The sequence below is a fragment of the Rhizomonospora bruguierae genome, from assembly GCF_018397995.1.
Lineage (GTDB): Bacteria > Actinomycetota > Actinomycetes > Mycobacteriales > Micromonosporaceae > Rhizomonospora > Rhizomonospora bruguierae.
The window spans coordinates 54,200-71,101 of sequence record NZ_BBQH01000013.1; the positions used below are offsets into that span (position 1 = coordinate 54,200).

Annotated in this window: 17 protein-coding genes and 1 pseudogene; 10 read left to right on the forward strand and 8 right to left on the reverse strand. The window is 71.4% G+C overall.

Going from position 1 to position 16,902, the window contains the following annotated elements; genetic code table 11:
- The first annotated feature begins 36 nt into the window (after positions 1 to 36).
- The gene (locus KJS59_RS04895) at positions 37 to 2,715 is read left to right on the forward strand and encodes a replicative DNA helicase (RefSeq protein ID WP_213451091.1); all 2,679 of its coding nucleotides are present in this window, start codon (positions 37 to 39) and stop codon (positions 2,713 to 2,715) included.
- A gap of 36 nt (positions 2,716 to 2,751) precedes the next feature.
- Here the strand turns inward: KJS59_RS04895 and KJS59_RS04900 are convergent, their stop codons facing one another.
- The 7 genes and pseudogenes from KJS59_RS04900 to KJS59_RS32105 form a co-directional block, all read right to left on the reverse strand.
- On the reverse strand, positions 2,752 to 3,090 hold the full coding sequence (locus KJS59_RS04900) for a LexA family protein (protein WP_213451092.1): 339 nt from the start codon (positions 3,088 to 3,090) through the stop codon (positions 2,752 to 2,754).
- Between the two features lie 116 nt (positions 3,091 to 3,206).
- Positions 3,207 to 3,518 carry a TFIIB-type zinc ribbon-containing protein gene (locus KJS59_RS04905; RefSeq protein ID WP_213451093.1) on the reverse strand — a complete coding sequence of 104 codons (312 nt, stop codon included), beginning with the start codon at positions 3,516 to 3,518 and terminating at the stop codon, positions 3,207 to 3,209.
- A 2-nt stretch (positions 3,519 to 3,520) separates the two neighbouring features.
- Entirely contained in the window at positions 3,521 to 4,162 is a 642-nt protein-coding gene (locus KJS59_RS04910; RefSeq protein ID WP_213451094.1) for a phosphoribosyltransferase, read from the reverse strand.
- Positions 4,159 to 5,445, reverse strand: coding sequence for a glycosyltransferase 87 family protein (locus tag KJS59_RS04915; protein ID WP_376771124.1), 1,287 nt, complete (start codon positions 5,443 to 5,445; stop codon positions 4,159 to 4,161). The genes KJS59_RS04910 and KJS59_RS04915 overlap by 4 nt, the downstream gene beginning before the upstream one ends.
- The gene (locus KJS59_RS04920) at positions 5,442 to 7,970 is read right to left on the reverse strand and encodes a putative bifunctional diguanylate cyclase/phosphodiesterase (RefSeq protein WP_249713880.1); all 2,529 of its coding nucleotides are present in this window, start codon (positions 7,968 to 7,970) and stop codon (positions 5,442 to 5,444) included. Before KJS59_RS04920 ends, KJS59_RS04915 begins: the two co-directional genes overlap by 4 nt.
- A 556-nt stretch (positions 7,971 to 8,526) precedes the next feature.
- Positions 8,527 to 9,078 (reverse strand): ISAs1 family transposase, encoded by a 552-nt coding sequence (locus tag KJS59_RS04925; RefSeq protein ID WP_456316009.1) that lies wholly within the window; start codon positions 9,076 to 9,078, stop codon positions 8,527 to 8,529.
- Positions 8,996 to 9,208, reverse strand: a pseudogene (locus KJS59_RS32105) (hypothetical protein); the annotation flags it as partial. The pseudogene KJS59_RS32105 and the gene KJS59_RS04925, both read right to left, overlap by 83 nt.
- Positions 9,209 to 9,322: 114 nt before the next feature.
- Between KJS59_RS32105 and KJS59_RS04930 the strand changes: the two are divergent.
- The 9 genes from KJS59_RS04930 to KJS59_RS04970 all read left to right on the forward strand — a co-directional run bounded on the left by KJS59_RS04930 (position 9,323) and on the right by KJS59_RS04970 (position 15,366).
- Positions 9,323 to 9,481 (forward strand): hypothetical protein, encoded by a 159-nt coding sequence (locus tag KJS59_RS04930; RefSeq protein ID WP_213451095.1) that lies wholly within the window; start codon positions 9,323 to 9,325, stop codon positions 9,479 to 9,481.
- A gap of 238 nt (positions 9,482 to 9,719) precedes the next feature.
- Positions 9,720 to 10,136 carry a hypothetical protein gene (locus KJS59_RS04935; RefSeq protein WP_213451096.1) on the forward strand — a complete coding sequence of 139 codons (417 nt, stop codon included), beginning with the start codon at positions 9,720 to 9,722 and terminating at the stop codon, positions 10,134 to 10,136.
- Between the two features lie 50 nt (positions 10,137 to 10,186).
- Positions 10,187 to 10,537 carry a hypothetical protein gene (locus KJS59_RS04940; protein ID WP_213451097.1) on the forward strand — a complete coding sequence of 117 codons (351 nt, stop codon included), beginning with the start codon at positions 10,187 to 10,189 and terminating at the stop codon, positions 10,535 to 10,537.
- Between the two features lie 462 nt (positions 10,538 to 10,999).
- On the forward strand, positions 11,000 to 11,911 hold the full coding sequence (locus KJS59_RS04945) for a hypothetical protein (RefSeq protein WP_213451098.1): 912 nt from the start codon (positions 11,000 to 11,002) through the stop codon (positions 11,909 to 11,911).
- Positions 11,902 to 12,330, forward strand: coding sequence for a hypothetical protein (locus KJS59_RS04950; RefSeq protein WP_213451099.1), 429 nt, complete (start codon positions 11,902 to 11,904; stop codon positions 12,328 to 12,330). The genes KJS59_RS04945 and KJS59_RS04950 overlap by 10 nt, the downstream gene beginning before the upstream one ends.
- Positions 12,331 to 12,429: 99 nt before the next feature.
- Positions 12,430 to 12,915 (forward strand): cyclic pyranopterin monophosphate synthase MoaC, encoded by a 486-nt coding sequence (moaC, locus tag KJS59_RS04955; protein WP_283775745.1) that lies wholly within the window; start codon positions 12,430 to 12,432, stop codon positions 12,913 to 12,915.
- A 174-nt stretch (positions 12,916 to 13,089) separates the two neighbouring features.
- Positions 13,090 to 13,581 (forward strand): MogA/MoaB family molybdenum cofactor biosynthesis protein, encoded by a 492-nt coding sequence (locus KJS59_RS04960; protein WP_213451100.1) that lies wholly within the window; start codon positions 13,090 to 13,092, stop codon positions 13,579 to 13,581.
- An 88-nt stretch (positions 13,582 to 13,669) separates the two neighbouring features.
- Complete coding sequence (locus KJS59_RS04965) at positions 13,670 to 14,962, forward strand: molybdopterin molybdotransferase MoeA (RefSeq protein WP_213451101.1); 1,293 nt, start codon at positions 13,670 to 13,672, stop codon at positions 14,960 to 14,962.
- Complete coding sequence (locus KJS59_RS04970; RefSeq protein ID WP_213451102.1) at positions 14,959 to 15,366, forward strand: molybdenum cofactor biosynthesis protein MoaE; 408 nt, start codon at positions 14,959 to 14,961, stop codon at positions 15,364 to 15,366. Before KJS59_RS04965 ends, KJS59_RS04970 begins: the two co-directional genes overlap by 4 nt.
- Here the strand turns inward: KJS59_RS04970 and KJS59_RS04975 are convergent.
- Positions 15,353 to 16,825, reverse strand: coding sequence for a glycosyltransferase 87 family protein (locus KJS59_RS04975; protein ID WP_213451103.1), 1,473 nt, complete (start codon positions 16,823 to 16,825; stop codon positions 15,353 to 15,355). The two genes, KJS59_RS04970 and KJS59_RS04975, sit on opposite strands and share 14 nt — an antisense overlap.
- Between the last annotated feature and the right edge of the window lie 77 nt (positions 16,826 to 16,902).

The following is a 16,902-nucleotide window of genomic DNA, read 5'->3' on the forward strand; positions in this document are numbered from 1 at the left end:
GGCTGGTAGACCGCGACAAGGAGATCGGAGGCCCCGGTGTCGATCACGGACGACGTGCGGACGGAGGGGCCGTCCTCCGCGGGTCCGCCGTCGAGCGGCGGGCCGGAGGGGCAGTTCGACCGCACCCCGCCGCAGGACATCGCGGCCGAGCAGTGCGTCCTGGGCGGCATGCTGCTGTCCAAGGACGCGATCGCGGACGTGGTCGAGATCCTGCGTACCGGCGACTTCTACCGGCCGGTCCACGCGACGGTCTTCGACGCCATCCTGGACCTGTACGGGCGCGGCGAGCCGGCGGACCCGATCACCGTGGCGGCCGCGCTGGCCGACTCGGGCGACCTGGGGCGGATCGGCGGAGCGCCGTACCTGCACACGTTGATCGCGAGCGTCCCGACGGCGGCCAACGCGGCGTACTACGCGCGGATCGTCTCCGAGCGGGCGGTACTGCGCCGGCTCGTGGAGGCCGGCACCCGGATCGTGCAACTCGGGTATGGCGGCGCCGGCGGCGGGCGGGACACCGATGACATCGTCGACCTGGCGCAGCAGGCCGTGTACGACGTGACGGAGCGGCGGGTCAGCGAGGACTTCGCGATCCTGGCGGACATGCTCCAGCCCACGCTGGACGAGATCGAGGCGGTCGGCGCGCAGGGCGGCGTGATGACCGGCGTTCCGACCGGGTTCACGGACCTGGACCGGCTGCTCAACGGCCTGCACGCCGGGCAGTTGGTGATCGTGGCCGGCCGGCCGGGTCTGGGCAAGTCGACCGCGGCGATGGACTTCGCCCGGTCCGCCTCGGTGAAGCACAACCTGGCCAGCGCGATCTTCTCGCTGGAAATGTCGAAGGTCGAGATCGTCATGCGGCTGCTCTCCGCCGAGGCACGGGTGCCGCTGCATGTGCTGCGCTCGGGGCAACTCTCCGACGACGACTGGACCAAGCTGGCCCGGCGGATGGGCGAGATCAGCGAGGCGCCGCTGTTCGTCGACGACACCCCGAACATGAACCTGATGGAGATCCGCGCGAAGGCGCGCCGGCTCAAGCAGCGGCACGACCTCAAGCTGATCGTCGTGGACTACCTCCAGCTGATGACCTCGCCGAAGCGTACCGAGAGCCGCCAGCAGGAGGTGGCGGACCTGAGCCGGGGCCTGAAGCTGCTGGCCAAGGAGGTCGAGTGCCCGGTCATCGCGGTCAGCCAGCTCAACCGCGGCCCCGAGCAGCGCACCGACAAGCGGCCCCAACTGTCCGACCTTCGTGAGTCGGGCTGCCTGACGGCCGCGACGCGGGTCGTCCGGGCCGACACGAACGCCGAGGTGACACTGGGCGAGCTGCTCGTGCAGGGGGCCCGGAACGTGCCCGTGTGGTCTTTGGACGAGCGCCTGATGTATGCGCCCCGGACGATGACGCACGTCTTTCCGAGCGGCCGCAAGCAGGTCTACCGCCTTCGGTTGGCCTCGGGCAAGGAGATCGAGGCGACTGCCAATCATCCGTTCCTCACCTTCGACGGGTGGGTCCCGCTGGACCGGCTCCGCCCGGGCGCGCGGATCGGCGTTCCGCGGCACCTTCCGGCGCCACTGGCCCCGGTTGCCTGGCCGGACGAGCGGGTGGTCATGCTGGCGCATCTGATCGGTGGCGGCTCATTCGTGCGCCGGCGGCCGATCCGGTATGCCAGCCGGGACGAGGCGAATCTCGCCGCTGTGGCCGAGGCCGCACGAGTCTTCGGCGTAACGGCGGTCCGCGACGACTCCCCGGCGGCGCGCGGCACCACGCTGCGGCTGCCGGCGCCACAGCGGCTGGCCGGCGGCCGGCGCAGCCCCGTCGCCGAATGGCTCGATGGCCTCGGCCTGTTCGGGCTGCGTTCGCCCGAGAAGTTCGTCCCCGGCGAAGTCTTCGCGCTCCCGAAGCGTCAGGTCACGCTGTTCCTCCGGCATCTTTGGGCCACTGATGGATCAGTGGCGCTGGGCGGGTCGGGCGGGGGCCGCATCTACTACTCGTCCACGAGCCGGCGACTGGTGGAGGACGTCTCCCGGCTGCTGCTGCGCTTCGGTATCACCGCGCGCCTGCGCACGGTGCGGCCGGATGCGCACCGTCCGCGGTACACGATCGATGTCTCGGACCGAGATGATCAACTTCGGTTCCTGCGGGAAATCGGCGTCCACGGCGAGCGCGGAGCGGCTTGCGAACTGCTGCTGCGGCTGATCGAGGGCAGGGTGGGCACCCCGAACGTCGACACCGTGCCCGGAGAGGTTTGGGACCGCGTCCGCGAGATTCTGACCGACCGGGCCACGACGCGCCGGCAGGTCGCGGCCGCCATGGGCGCCCGGTTCGGTGGCGGCACCAGGCGGGAGACGACGCCGAGCCGACAGCGCCTGGGGCAGGTCGCGGCGGTGCTCGACGCCGCGGATCTGGATCTGCACGCCACGAACGACATTGTCTGGGACGAGGTCGTCGAGGTGCGGTCGCTCGGCGAGCAGGACGTGTTCGACGCGACCGTGGTGGGCACCCACAACTTCGTCGCCAACGGCATAGCCGTCCACAACAGCATCGAGCAGGACGCCGACGTGGTGATCCTGCTGCACCGGGACGACTACTACGACAAGGAGTCGCCGCGGGCGGGCGAGGCGGACTTCATCGTGGCCAAGCACCGTAACGGACCGACCGACACGGTGACCGTGGCGGCCCAGCTGCACCTCGCGCGCTTCGTCGACATGGCGATCGTCTAGCGCCCGTTTCGGGAAGGGCCTGGTCGGGCGCGCCGGCTACAGCCGTCGAAGGACGGAGACGACCTTGCCGAGGATGGTCGCGCCCTCGCCGTCGACCACCTCGTAGAGCGGGTTGCGGGGGACGAGTTCGACCCGGTCGCCGCCGCGCCGGTACGCCCGGACGGCCGCCTCGCCGTCGATCATCGCCGCCACGAGATCTCCGTTCTCGACGGTCCCCTGCCGGCGTACGACCACGGTGTCGCCGTCGCAGATCGCCGCCTGGATCATCGCGTCGCCGGTGACCCGCAGGGCGAACAGGCTGCCGTGGCCGACCAGGCTGGACGGCAGCGCCAGCTCCTCCCCGGGGGAGCCCTCCTCGGGCGGCGGCGTGGTCATGCCGCACACGATACACAGGCGCCTAGTACAGGTGTACTAAGGCGTGCCGGCTACGTCAGCAGCGGGAACGAGCCCGCCGCGCCCGTGTCGGGTGGGGGCGCCCCGGGCTCGAACGGTCAACCCAACAGTTCACCCAGGAAGCCCGCCCGGTGCGGGTAATGGCTGTGGCGGTCCTCCGCGGGCTGGGCGTACCCCGACACCGGCTGACCGTAGCCGGGCGGCGACGGGGGCGGCGGCGGAAGGGTCTGCGCCACGGGGGTGGGTTGGCCGTGCCGCTGACTCTCCCAGTGGGCCTCGGCCTCGAAGATCTTCTCCAGTTCGCCGCGATCGAGGAAGATGCCGTGGCACGTCGTGCACTGATCGACGGTGACGCCGCCGCGCTCGTACTGGCGCATGTCGCCGCGGCACTTCGGACAGATCATCGTCATCGTCAAACGGTACCGGGCGCGTTCAGCAGCGCCGCTGCCTCGTCGTCCGACACCTGGTGAAAGTCCGCGAAGTACCGGCTCACGGCGCCGAAGTCGGGCGGCGCGAGGGGGCAGACCACCTCGTCGGCGTCGGCGCCGACCGCGGCCAGCGCCTCCGGCGAGCCGACCGGCACCGCGACGATCACCCGCGTGGCGCCGAGGCGGCGCACGGCGGCGACGGCGGCGCGGGCGGTCGCGCCGGTGGCGAGGCCGTCGTCGACGATGATCACGACCCGCTGGTCGATCGGCACCGGCGGGCGGTCGCCCCGGTACCGGCGCTCGCGGCGCTCCAGTTCACCGGCCTCCGCGGCGGTCACCGCGTCGATATCCGCCGGCTCCAGGCGGCTCACCACCTGCTCGTTCAGGACCTGGACGCCACCGCTGGCGAGCGCGCCGAAGGCCACCTCCGGCGCCCACGGCACGCCCAGTTTGCGGACCACCAGCACGTCCAGCGGCGCGCGCAGGCGCTCGGCCACCCGCGCGGCCACCGGCACGCCGCCGCGCACCAGCGCCAGGACCACGGTGTCCGGCCGGCCGGCGTACCCGGACAGCAGGTCGGCGAGCGCGTCCCCCGCGGCGGCGCGGTCGCGGTATGCGGTGCTCATCCTTCTACGTGTACGCCCCGCTCCCCGGCCTGCGGGCCGGGTTGCGTCAGCGGTGGTACCCAGAGGGCGAACGCGACCGGGTACAGCAGGTACCCGAACCGGGTGGACGGCATGAGCAGGATCGCGGCCAGCAGCCCGTACCCGATGATGGCGCTGGCGGCGGTGGCCGTGCGCGGCGGGCGGCGGGCGAGGCGGACGGCGATGGCCAGGCCCGCGACGACCAGCAACGCGGCGGCCAGGACCCGGCCGCCCGGCAGCGCGGTGGCGATCAGGTGCCCGGGGAACGGCGACTGCGCCGGGCTCGTCACCAGGGCGTGGCCGAGCGGGAAACGGACGACGTTGTCCAGGGCGGCGCGCGGGTCGGCGGCGAGCGAGGGCAGCAGCGTGCCGACCGGCAGCCCGAACGCACCGGCCGCGTACCGCAGGGCCGGGCGGCGACCCCGGGTGAGGAACAGGACCAGTAGGACCGCCGCGACCGGCCAGGCGAACAGCTTGAGCGCGGCGGCGGCGCCGGCGGCCAGCCCGGCGGCGACGGGGCGGTCGCGGGCGGCGTAGGCGAGGGCGAGCAGGCAGAGCGCCAGCACCGGTAGGTCGTCGCCGCCGGTGGCGAGGGTGAGCGCGCAGATCGGGAAGACCGTGGCGGTCTGGATGCCCCGCAGCAGCCGGGTGCTTCGGGGCAGGAGGCACGCGGCGGTGGCCAGGGCGGCGCACGTGGCGAGCGCGAACCAGACCCGGGCGTCGGTCCACCAGGCCGCGCCGAACAGGGCGCGCGGGACGCCGAACAGCGCCATCGCCGGCTGGTACGGCACGTACGACAGCAGCCACTCGGCCGGCGGCAGCTGGGCGATCGCGTGTTCGGCCAGGTACGGCGTGCCGTGGTCGAGCAGCCGCTGGCCGGCCCGCTCGATGACCACGACCTCCTCCTGCGCCCGGTCCGCCCGCCCGGCCGCCCGCTGCGCCGCCGCCAGCAGCAGCGGGACCAGCACGGTCGCCGCGGACGCCAGCATCGTCAGCACCCAGCGCAGCCGCTGGTCGTACCGGCGCAGCGCCAGCGGTACCAGGGTGGCCAGGGCCGCGGCGGCGTACCCGTACCAGGCGATCGAACCCCAGGCGCGGTGCGGGGCCAGGGTCGACATCACCGCCGTGACCAGCGCGAACACGGCGGAAAGGGCATACAGGGCGAGGTCGGTGGCCAGGCCGCCGCCGGCCCGGTCCAGGCGCTCCCACCGCCGGGGGCCACGCGGGGCGGCGGTGCGCCGGGCCGGGGCGTGGGCGGTGGTCACGCGGGGAATTGTGGCAGATGCTCGCCCCGGGCGCGGTCGCACGCGCGCCGCGCGGGCGACAGGCGGATGACCGAGCCCTCCTGGTGCAGCGGCGGCGCCAGCGTGCCCGGGCGCCCGCCCGAGCCCCGGTGCAGCGCCGCGAGCAGCCGGTCGGCGGTCATCGGCCGGGAGAACAGGTGCCCCTGCCCGGCCGTGCAGCCCAACTCCCACAGCGCGTGCCGCTGCGACTCGCTCTCCACGCCCTCCGCGACCACCACCAGGTTCAGGCTCCGGGCCAGGTCCACCGTGGAGCGGACCACCGCCGCCGCCTCGGTCGAGGACTCCATCGCGCTGACGAACGCGCGGTCGACCTTCAGTTCGTGCACCGGGATGCGGGACAGCACCGACAGCGACGAGTACCCGGTGCCGAAGTCGTCCAGGGCCAGCCGGACGCCGCCGTCGCGCAACTGGCGCAGCACGTCGTCGACGACCTCCAGGTGGCTGATCGTCAGCGTCTCGGTCAACTCCAGGAACAGCCGGTCCGGGGGTAGGTCGTGGGCGCGCAGGCGGGCCAGCACGGCGCCCGGGAAGCGGGCGTCCAGCAGGCTGCGCGGCGACACGTTCACCGCGACCGGGATGTCGAAGTCCGCCTCCCGCCAGGTGCCCGCCGCGATCAGGGCCTGGTCCAGCACCGCCTCGGCGAACGCCGGCAGCAGACCGGAGCGCTCCACCGCGTCCAGGAAGCGGCGCGGGTCCAGGTTGCCCCGCTTCGGGTGGTGCCAGCGGGCCAGCGCCTCCGCCGCGATCACCTCGCCGGTGCCGAGGTCCACGATCGGCTGGAACTTGACCGTGAACTCGTGCTCCTTGACCGCCCGGGGCAGGTCGCCGCCGAGCGAGAGGCGACCCAGGTCCGCCGTGTCCCGGGTCCGCGCGTAGGTGGCGGTCCGCTGGCCCGACCGCTTCGCCTGGTACATGGCCACGTCGGCCCGGCGCAGCAACTCGCCCACGCCGCCGGTGCCGTTCGCGACGGCGATGCCGCCGCTGGCCTCCACGGTGATCCGCATGCCGTCCAGGTCGATCGGCTCGTACAGAGCGCCCAACAGCGCCTCCGCCCGCGGGGTCGCCACCGCCGGCGCCGGTAGACCGGTCAGCAGGACCGCGAACTCGTCCCCGCCCAGCCGGGCCACCACGTCCCCCGGGCGCGCCGCCGCCCGCAGCCGCTCCGCGACCGCGATCAGGACCCGGTCCCCGGCGGCGTGGCCGAGCGTGTCGTTGACCTCCTTGAAGTGGTTCAGGTCGATCAGCAGGAGCGCGGTGACCCCCTCGGTCGGGCCCTTGACCAGCAGTGCGGTGGCGCGTTCGAGCAGCTGGCGGCGGTTAGCCAGCCCGGTGAGCGGGTCGTGGGCGGCGGCGTGCGCGTTCTCCACCGCGATCCGTTCCAGTTCGGCGTACGCCGACGCGTTGCGCAGTGCCGTGCAGAGCGCCGAGGCGAACGTGCGCAGCGTGTACTGCTCCCGCTCGGAGAGCTTGACCGCGCCCCGGAAGCGCAGCCGAAGCTCACCGAGCACGGTGCCCTCGTGCGACTCCAGCGGCACCGGGTAGGTCTGCACCGGCTCGGCGGGTGCGCGGTCCGGGTCACCGTCGTAGCCGATCGCGTCCAGGGTGCCCCGCACCAGGCGGCGGGGGGCGTCCTCCCGCCGGATCTCGACCTCCACCTCGTCCGCCGAGAACAACCCGCAGGCGCCGTGGATCGCGGTGGCCAGTACCCGGTCCAGTTCGACCACGTTGAGGCCGTCGGTCGCGGCCGCCAGGTTCTGCCAGGCCCACCGCTCGGTGCGGGTGCGCATGCGGTTCGAGTAGGCCAGGTGCAGGCTGAGGACCAGCGGCGGGACCGCGAACAGCAGGTTGCGGTTCTGATGCAGCAGCACGAGGGCGACCAGCACCACCGCGAAGTGCATCGCCATGCCGAAGAAGCGGATGTCCAGGTTCGCCAGGAGCCGCTCCCGCATGCGCGTGCGGGTGTCCAGCGCCAGCACCGGAATGAGGAAAAGCTCATCGATGATCGTATATACGATGTAGGCTGCGACCAGCGGGGCCAGGTGCCCGACCGGATCCTCGATGAGGGTGGTCGGGCCGAAGGCCCCGAGCACGAGCGCGGCGCCCGCGGTGCTCAGTACGCCCTTGGCGACGCCGAACGCCTGCTTGATGGGCGGTAGTCGCATGACGGCCTTGGCGACGGCCACGCCGAGCGCGGTGAACACCACGATCCAGGGGGCGGGTGCGATGGCCAGACCGACGAAGACCGCGACGCCGGTCCAGGCCATGCCGTACTTCGCGGAGCGGATCCGCACATCGACGACCGTGCGGGCGCTGATCGCGATCAGGCAGACCAGGATGACGGCGTTCAGGCCGCCCGGCGGCTCCGGCGCGAGCGCGATGAGCAGGATGGCGAGTGCCACGGCGACGAACGCGGCAACGACGACGAGACCGACGAGCAGCCTCAGCCGCCGGTCGGTCGCGTTGTCGTTCGTCGTCGGGCGGGTCACATGGCCCCCTGGCAGGCCGCTTCTCCGTCTCGGTGACGGTGTGCGCCTGCCAGACTACGGGTTACCCTGCCATCGCCAACAGTGTTCAGTGCCACTCGCCGAACTGCATAGCCGGCTCCTCTCGCTCTCGTGCCAATATCGGGAGGCTCATCGTCACCTTTGGAAGCCTTTTGCCCCGAGCACGGAAGTAGCTTAAGTTACCGCCCATACTTTCGCTCTGAATAATGTCCTATTGCTCATTATCCGATAACACACGGCCATTTGTTACAGTCCGTTCCCGTCGTGCGACAGAATGCGCTGGCCGGCTAATCCCGAGAGGTCCCAAAATAGCCCCATCCCAGGTGGTGACGGCGCCGCGGGTCCTTAAGCACCGTTCGAACACAGTTTCGAACAATCCTTCTTGACGGTGCGGGTCGGCTCGCCGCGACGGGCAGTTGATCTCCTTTGTGTGAATCACAAACGGCGAATGCCGGAGACGCGTTTGGTGGTCTTGGTGAAGTCCCCGCGTAACCGTATGCCAATCGGGCGGACACATTGTGCCCGGCCGCCCCCAGGGTCATTGCGTAGTTGGGTAGCTGCTGGTCACGGTGGTGATGAGGTCGTGGGGGCGGCGGTTGGCGCGGCGGGTGGCTCTGGCGATGTTGGTCTCGCCGTTGCCGCGGTGGAATCCGATGGCGGTGTTGCGCAGGACTGCTGCGACGGCGGGTCCGTTGCCGGTACGTGCCCGGTGGGCGTCTTCCTGGAAGGTCACGTCGCGGACCCAGTGCAGCCGGTTCTCGATATGCCATTCCAGGCGGGCCCATTCCTGCAGGTCAGCGGGTTGGGCGTGGGCGGCGGGCAGTGACGCCACCAGATAGACGGTCTCTCGTGTGCGTTTGCCGGCCACGGTGCGGGAGCGGGTGATCCGGACGGCCTGCTGGGCGTGCGGAACCGCGATGCCGCCGGGAGTTTGGACGGTCAACGCCTTGACGGTGCGGGTCTCGCGGCGGCCGTGTCTGGTGCGCGATGTTGGTCCCCGACCGGCACCTGCGCCCAGGGCAGCTGCTTGAGCTGGGCGTACAAGGTCGGCTGGTTGGCCTTGACCGATACGTACGGTGTGCGCCGGCAGCGGCGACGGCTCGGGCGTGGGCGACCTGTGCGTGGAGCGCGTCCGCGACGATCACCACACCCGCCAGGCTGCCCAACCGGGCCGCGACCTGCTCCAGCAGTGGGGCGAACGCCGGAATTTCGTTCGACATCGCCGCGACTTGGACCTGCGCCAGGACCACACCGGTCGAGTGTCGTAGGCCGACAGCAGGTGGACCCGCCCCTCGGGCAGGACAGCGCCTCGCACCACCTTGCCGTCAACGGCGATGACCCGCCGCACCAGCGGCGACGCTGGCAGCCGGGAGCACAGCCAATCGGCCAGGACCGCCGTCAACGTCTCGGCGTCGATGCGGACCAGCAATCGCCACACCGTGGTCAAGACCGGCACCCGATCGGTGAACCCGAATCGAGTGATTCATCTGTGATCTTCATCACATTGAATCCTTACGGACGGTTACGGACTGCAGTAGGCCCACTGGTGGATCGACGATAACGGAGTGCCGCGAACACTTAACGTCACCTCCCGAGCCCAGAGGGTGATGGCGGGGATCATATATCCAAGCCAATCTATGTAACCTCCTGTCGGCATGGCGATCGTCGTCAAGTCGCTGCGGCTGGCACTGCTGACCGCATCGCTGCCACAGAAACAATGCGGGAGGGCTTGTGAAGAAACTCGTGCCGTTGAGTGCTGCTGGGCTAATACTGGGAACACTGTCGATGGGCGCTGCGCCTGGCACTGCCTATGCCGCGCCGTCGAAGGGTAGCCCGATGGTCGCAAATGTGACGATGTTCGCACGTACTCCCGGCAACAAGGCGACGGGCGTGGCGCTGGAGCGCGTTCGTGCGCACGTCGATGACGCGATGAGGCGCAATCAGTTGATATCCGCTGCCAACCTCGAAGTGTGGGTGGGCGAGGTCGCGGGCAGGCAGTTCACGGCGATCCTGCCGAATGGGAGCAGCCTGAAGAACGCCGGCGTCGTTACCCAGGCGGGGGTCGACGCGGTTGGGCAAGGCGTGGAGATCGAGGACGCGACGCCCCCTCGGCTGCGCCGCTGCCCGTCGGCCACTTGCAGGGAGTGAGCGGCAACCGCATTAGTTCAGCGTGCCGGAACATCTGGTTCGATAACCTCGTGCCCGGCGCCGACAGCGACCACGTCTACGACTGCTACGAGAAGTTCCAGCTGTCGAGCACTCAGTACATCTACAACCGGTACTCGAAGACGACGGTCGGCCAGACAACCCGACAGGCCACTCGGCGTGAAATCCACGAGTTCACCATCCGCTTCCGGGAAGCTAAGGGATACGCCAGGCTCACTGGTGGCCCCTTCAACTACGGGCCCCTGCCAGGAAGTGCTGACTGTAGAAATCTCGAGTTCTCGTACGGCGGTGTGAAGATCCCCCTCTCGTCGTGCGACAGCATCCTGAACCTAGCGGGCGGCTCCTACAATCAGAGCGGGACGGTACACCGGGCACGAGCCTAGCCAGAAGTACATTGATTCGTACGCCCGGTACACGTCCAACGGCAGTGTGCCCGTCTGGTCGGACTACGTGTGGCTCACCATGGGCAGCTGTGGCTCGATTCCCTGGCTGCCGTGCTATAACACGAACAACGACTGGAACGAGCTCTGGACCGACGGGCTGTGGTCCAGATAATGCGCCGCCGGGGTCGCTCCCTCCCGGAACGGCCCCGGCGTTCTCCCGCACTGGCATCCGTGCTCGCAGGGCTGGCGCTATCCCTTGTCTCATGCACATCGACCGCAGCCACCTCGTCAACGACACCATCGCCGGTGTCCGTTGGACCTTCGCCCGGTGCAGCCACCGATCCGGATGCCGCTTGCGCCTACCCGCCGACCAGATACGAGCAGTGGTGCCACACTGTTACGGCCTCGAACAAGAAGTTCCGATACCTGTTGTTCAGGTCTACGCCTGCAACGCCCAACACCATGATCTTCGACGGCGGCGGCCCAGGTGTGTCAAACCTCTCCGGCATCACTGCCGGCTTCGAGGAGGTGGCAAAGGATGCCCAAACTCGCGGCTACAACGTTCTCGTCATAGACGAGCCGTGGGTGGTTGCGCCGTACGAATCAAGATGTCGATCCGCCATGGCGTCTTTCTATCGCGAATCCATTCAGCGTTATCCGCATTTAGCCTCTGCTCGCACCGTCGCGGCCACACGCCAGAACTGTCTGGTTGAAAACGATTCGGCCGTGCTGACAGCCGAGGACTATCGCGCCGCTGTTGACAAGATTGAACACGCGGAGAAGGTGAGTGTAGCCCGGCTGGAGGGCTACTCCTTCGCTTCGGTCAGAGCCGCCTACCTCGGTTCGGTGCGTCCACACATGGTGGTGGCCGTCAGCTCGCCGTTCCCTGTAGGGGCCAGCGCGGCTGACTTCTACTCGACGGTGGGCGCCAACGGCTCGGTGCCGGACATTACAGCAAGTGGTGGGCTGACAGCAGATTCGGCGGTTGCCTACTACCTGAGCACGGGGACGCCTCCCGGCGGCATGGACGCTGTAACTGCCGCACGAGCCCTATGGCAGGTCAACAGCGAGGGAGACATGTCCCTGTCCCGGGTCGGCTACTACTCCGAGATCTGCTCCGTGTTCACGCGGTGGCCCAACCTGCTCGGTGCCGTACGCAAGGCCGGTTCCGCCGTGGCGGCTCTTGCCGCACTGCACGCGCCTTGCGCTGGGGAACAGCCAACGATACTGAAGCTCCCCCGGAAGATATGCTTCGCCGTCTTGCAGCACGACCCGAACTCACCCTGGGTGCCGTCACCTGTCACCCGCCGAGCGCACATTAATATCGTCGCTAACGGGCAACACGGGAAGGTGGCCATTCCGGCATGTCCATGATCAATGATCAGCTACCCACGCAGCTTCGCCGTCCACGCTTGTGGTGGTGGCTGGTGGTTGCCGGGTCCCTTTTGTACGTCCTGGCGATGGTGAGCTACTACCTCTTGCTGTGGCTACCGATCAACAGCCGCCTCGCGCCGCTCATCCTAGACATCGTGCTCTTGGCCTTGGCGGCCTTTGCGGCTAGCCGAGACATCGCAGCGGCTCGTGCGCGTAGGCCGCTGCAACCTGCGGAAGGACTGGCCGTCGCGGCAACGGGCCTTCTGATGCTGCTGTGGCTCGCAGGATGGTTACTGCTACCCGTACTACCTAGAGAGGGCGTCATCGTCCTAAAACTACTGATCGTCATCCCGATTGTGCCCGTGGTCGCGCTCGCCGTGCTGGGAACGACGCTATTCAGGCGCTCCGGTCGTTCCTAGTAGTTTGGCCGCCCCCGCCCGCCCCGTCGACAAACATCATCCGATCGGCACGGATAGGCTGTCCACGTGACGGACACAGAGCACCGGGCCGGCCCGCCCGTGGCGCCGGCGCTGACCCACGTGGACCCGGCGGGCGCGGCGCGGATGGTCGACGTCTCCGGCAAGGAGGTGACCGTCCGGGAGGCCGTGGCCGCCGGGCTGCTCGTGACCACCCCGGAGGTGGTCGACCTGCTGCTGCGGGACGGGCTGCCCAAGGGCGACGCGCTCGCCGTGGCCCGGGTCGCCGGGATCATGGGCGCCAAGCGCACCCCGGACCTCATCCCGCTGTGCCACCCCATCGCGCTGCACGGCGTCCGCCTGGAACTGGACCCGTCGGGCGGCGAGGTGGAGATCACCGCGACCGTGCGCACGGCGGACCGGACCGGCGTGGAGATGGAGGCCCTGACGGCCGTGGCCTGCGCGGGGCTGACCCTGATCGACATGGTGAAGACGGTCGACCCGGCGGCCTCCCTGGAGGGGGTCCGGGTGCTGCGCAAGACCGGCGGAAAGACCGGCGACTGGACGCGCCCCGCGGACCGCCCGTGAGCGCGAGGAGCGCCCGGAGCGCGCTGGGCCGCAGGATCGGCGGTTGCGCAGGAAGCACCGCAGTCGTGAACGAAAGGTCAACTCTGTGAGCGCGAGGAGCGCCCGGAGCGCGCTGGGCCGCAGGATCGGCGGTTGCGCAGGAAGCACCGCAGTCGTGAACGAAAGGTCAACTCCGTGAGGGCGATCGTGGCGCGGGTGGTCGTCGCCTCGAACCGGGCCGCCGCCGGGGTGTACGCGGACACCAGCGGACCCCTGCTCGTGGCCGGGCTGCGGGCACTCGGCTGCGAGGTCGGCGACCCGGTCGTGGTGCCGGACGGCGACCCGGTCGCCGAGGCGATCGGCCGGGCGGTCGACGAGGGCGCCGACGTGGTCCTCACCAGCGGCGGTACCGGCGTGACCCCCACCGACCGGACCCCGCAGGTGACCCGGGCGCTGCTCGACTACGAGGTGCCCGGCATTGCGGAGGCCATCCGGGCGCACAGCCTGGGGAGGGTGCCGACCGCGGCGCTGTCCCGCGGGCTGGCCGGCGTGGTCGGCCGCACGCTGGTCGTGAACCTGCCCGGGTCGACGGGCGGCGCCAAGGACGGCCTCGCCGTGCTCGGCCCGATCCTGGCCCACGCCGTCGACCAGCTCCGCGGCGGCGACCACCGACGCCCGCCGGGTTGACGGCCCGGCCACGAGGTCGTCGAGGCGCCGCGGTGAGGCAGCCGTGGGCCGGGGGCGCGGAACCCAAGAGCGTTAGGCTCCTCCAGTGATGACCGAGACCGTGCCGACCGAGACCGTGCCAGCCGCGCAGCCGACCGACTGGGCGTCCGCCCGCGCGCTGGTGCACACCGCGGGGCTGGCCGCCGTGCCGCCGCCGGTCCCGGTGCCGCTCGCCGAGGCGGACGGGCACACGCTCGGCGCCCCGCTGGTCACACTGACCGCGCTGCCGCCGTTCCCCACCTCCAGCGTGGACGGTTGGGCCGTGCGCGGAGCGGGGCCGTGGCGTCCGGTCGGGCGGGTCCTGGCCGGGGGTACCCCGGCGCCGATGACCGAGGACGGCACCGCCGTCGAGATCGCCACCGGGGCGATGGTCCCGGCGGGTGCCGCCGCGGTGATCCGCGTGGAGGAGACCGGGCGGACCGGGGACGGCCTGGTCACCGGGGTACCGCGGGAGCATCGCGAGTGGCGGGTGCCCGGCGAGGAGGCGGCCGGGGGCGAGGAGTTGCTGCCCGCCGGTACGCCCGTGACGCCCGGTGTGATCGGGCTCGCGGCGAGTTGCGGGTACGACCAGTTGCCGGTGCGGCGCGGGCCGGGCGCTGCGCTGCTCATCTTCGGGGACGAGTTGCTCACGCGGGGCGCGCCCGGCGGGGGCCGGGTCCGCGACGCGCTCGGACCGCAGGTGCCCGGCTGGCTGCGGCGCCTGGGCGCGGCGGGCACCATCCCGGTGGTCGGACCGGTCGAGGACACGCTGGACGCGCACGTCACCGCGCTGCACACCGCCCTGGACGGGGGCGCCGAACTGGTCTGCACCACCGGCGGCACCATGCACGGGCCCGTGGACCACCTGCACCCGGCACTGGCCGAGGTCGGCGCCCGCTACCTGGTCAACACCGTGGCGGTGCGGCCCGGGTTCCCGATGCTGCTGGCCGCCGTGCCCGGCCCGGATGGGCGGGACCGGTTCGTCGCCGGCCTGCCCGGCAACCCGCAGTCCGCCGTGATCGCGCTGGTCTCGCTGGTGGCGCCGCTGCTCGCCGGGTTGCACGGCCGGCCGCTGCCGGCGCTGCCGACCGTCACGCTCGCCGCGCCGCTGCCGGGGCGCGGCAACCAGACGCACCTGGCGCTGGTCCGGGTGGACGCGGAAGGGCTCGCGCACCCGCTCGGGCACGCCGGCTCCGCGATGTTGCGCGGGTTGGCCCAGGCGACCGGGTTCGCGGTGATCGCGCCGGGCACGGTGGGCTCGCCCGGCGACCGGGTCCCGCTCGTCCCGCTGCCGGCGCTCACCACCGAGGTGCTCGACGGCGCCGCCAAGCTCGCCGCGGACGGGGCGGGGGGCCGGCCATGATCACGGTGACCAGCGAGCCGCTGGACGTGGCGGCGCACGAGGGCGCGGTTGGCGACCTCCGGGCCGGGGCGACGGTGTCCTTCGCGGGGGTGGTGCGCGACCACGACCACGGGCGGTCGGTGACGCTGCTGGAGTACGAGGCGCACCCCAGCGCCGAGGAGGTTCTCCGCGAGGTCGCGGCGGAGATCGCCGCCGACCCGGAGGTCTACGCCGTCGCGGTGTCGCACCGGGTCGGCACGCTCCGGATCGGGGACGTGGCGCTCGCGGCGGCGGTCAGCACGGCGCACCGGGCGGCGGCGTTCGCGGCGTGCGCCCGCCTGGTCGACGAGGTCAAGAAGCGGCTGCCGGTGTGGAAGCGGCAGGTCTTCGCGGACGGCACCGAGGAGTGGGTCAACTGCCCCTGACGGCGTCCACCCGGGGGCGCGGCCGGGCGAGTGCCGCCGCGGGCGGCTCGGCCGGGAACGCCGGGTCGGCGCCGGGGCGCCACGGCAGGGCGGCGACCACCAGGATCAGCGCCAGCGCGAACGAGCTCTCCGCCAGCGCGCCGAGGGCCCCGTCCGTGTAGTGCGAGACCCCCTCCGAGAGCTTGTGCTCGAACGGCCAGATCGGGGAGATCAGGAACAGCGCGTACAGCCCGATGGCGGCGGACGCGTGGCGCAGCCCGGTCAGCGCCGGGAACCAGATGGGGGCCCGGGGCGCGCTCAGCCCCGGCAGCAGGGGCCGGCCCGGGCGCAGCGTGACCGGGATGTGGCTGGCGGCGCGCCGGCGTAGGGCGCCGTCGACCAGCACCAGCACCGCCGGGATCACGTACACCAGGTGGTGGGTCCAGGAGATCGGGCTGACCACGTTGGAGGTCAGCCCGACCAGGGTGAACGCGGCGAGTTCGTCGCCGTCCCGGTGCGAGTTGGCCGCCCGGGACAGCCCGACGGCCAGGATGACCAGCGCGAACGTGATCCAGACCAGGGTTGGTGCGGCATCCGCGTTGTACAGGCGGGCCAGCAGGCCGGTGAGCGCCTGGTTCGGGGTGGCGTCCGCGGCACCGACCCGCTCGGTCTGCCAGAGCACACTGCCCCAGTAGCCGGCCGAGTCGCGCCACGAGATCAGGAACGTGCCGGCGGTGACCGCGGCGGCGGTACCGGCGGCCGTCACGGCGGCCCGCCACTGCCGGGTGATCAGGAAGTACAGGATGAACAGGCCCGGCGTCAGCTTGACCGCCGAGGCCAGCCCGACACCCACCCCGGCCCAGGCGCCGCTGTACCAGAGGGCGCGCAGCGCCGAGGGGCGGGAACCCGCCGGGCGGGCGGGCGCGCCGGCGGCGCGGGCACGCCGGCGCAGCGCCAGCAGGTCCGCGAAGACCAGCGCGAACAGCAGCAGGTTGACCTGGCCGTAGCCGAGCGTCTCCCGGCCCGGCTCAAGCGCGGCGGCCAGCGGCACGGCGAGCGCCACCGTGAACCAGCGCGGCCAGCCGTACCGGTCGGCGACCGGCACCAGCAGCACCGCCAGCACGGCGGCCAGCGCGACCAGGCCGAGGACCACGTTGGTCCACGCGGCGGCGGTGGTCGGCAGCAGCGCCATCGGGGCCATCACGACCGCGGCGAACGGCGGGTACGTGAAGCCGAGCGGGACGTCCGGCGACACGTACTGGTAGAGGTCGCCGCCGTGGACCCACCACACCATCGCGCCGTGGTAGATCTTCATGTCGAAGAAGCCGTACGGGCGGCCGAACGCGCCCACCGCGAGCCAGGCCGCGTACGCGGCGAGGGCGACCGCCGCCACCCGCAGAACCGTCCAGCCGGTGACGCCGCGCCACAGGCGCCGGTCCAGGATCCGCCGGTCGAGACGTCCCGTGCCGGTCGCCGGCATGGCGATAACACCCCCGTGATGTTGTCGGTGCCGCCCAGGTCCGCCGTCGAGCCTAGAACGGACCGTCACGCGCGCAC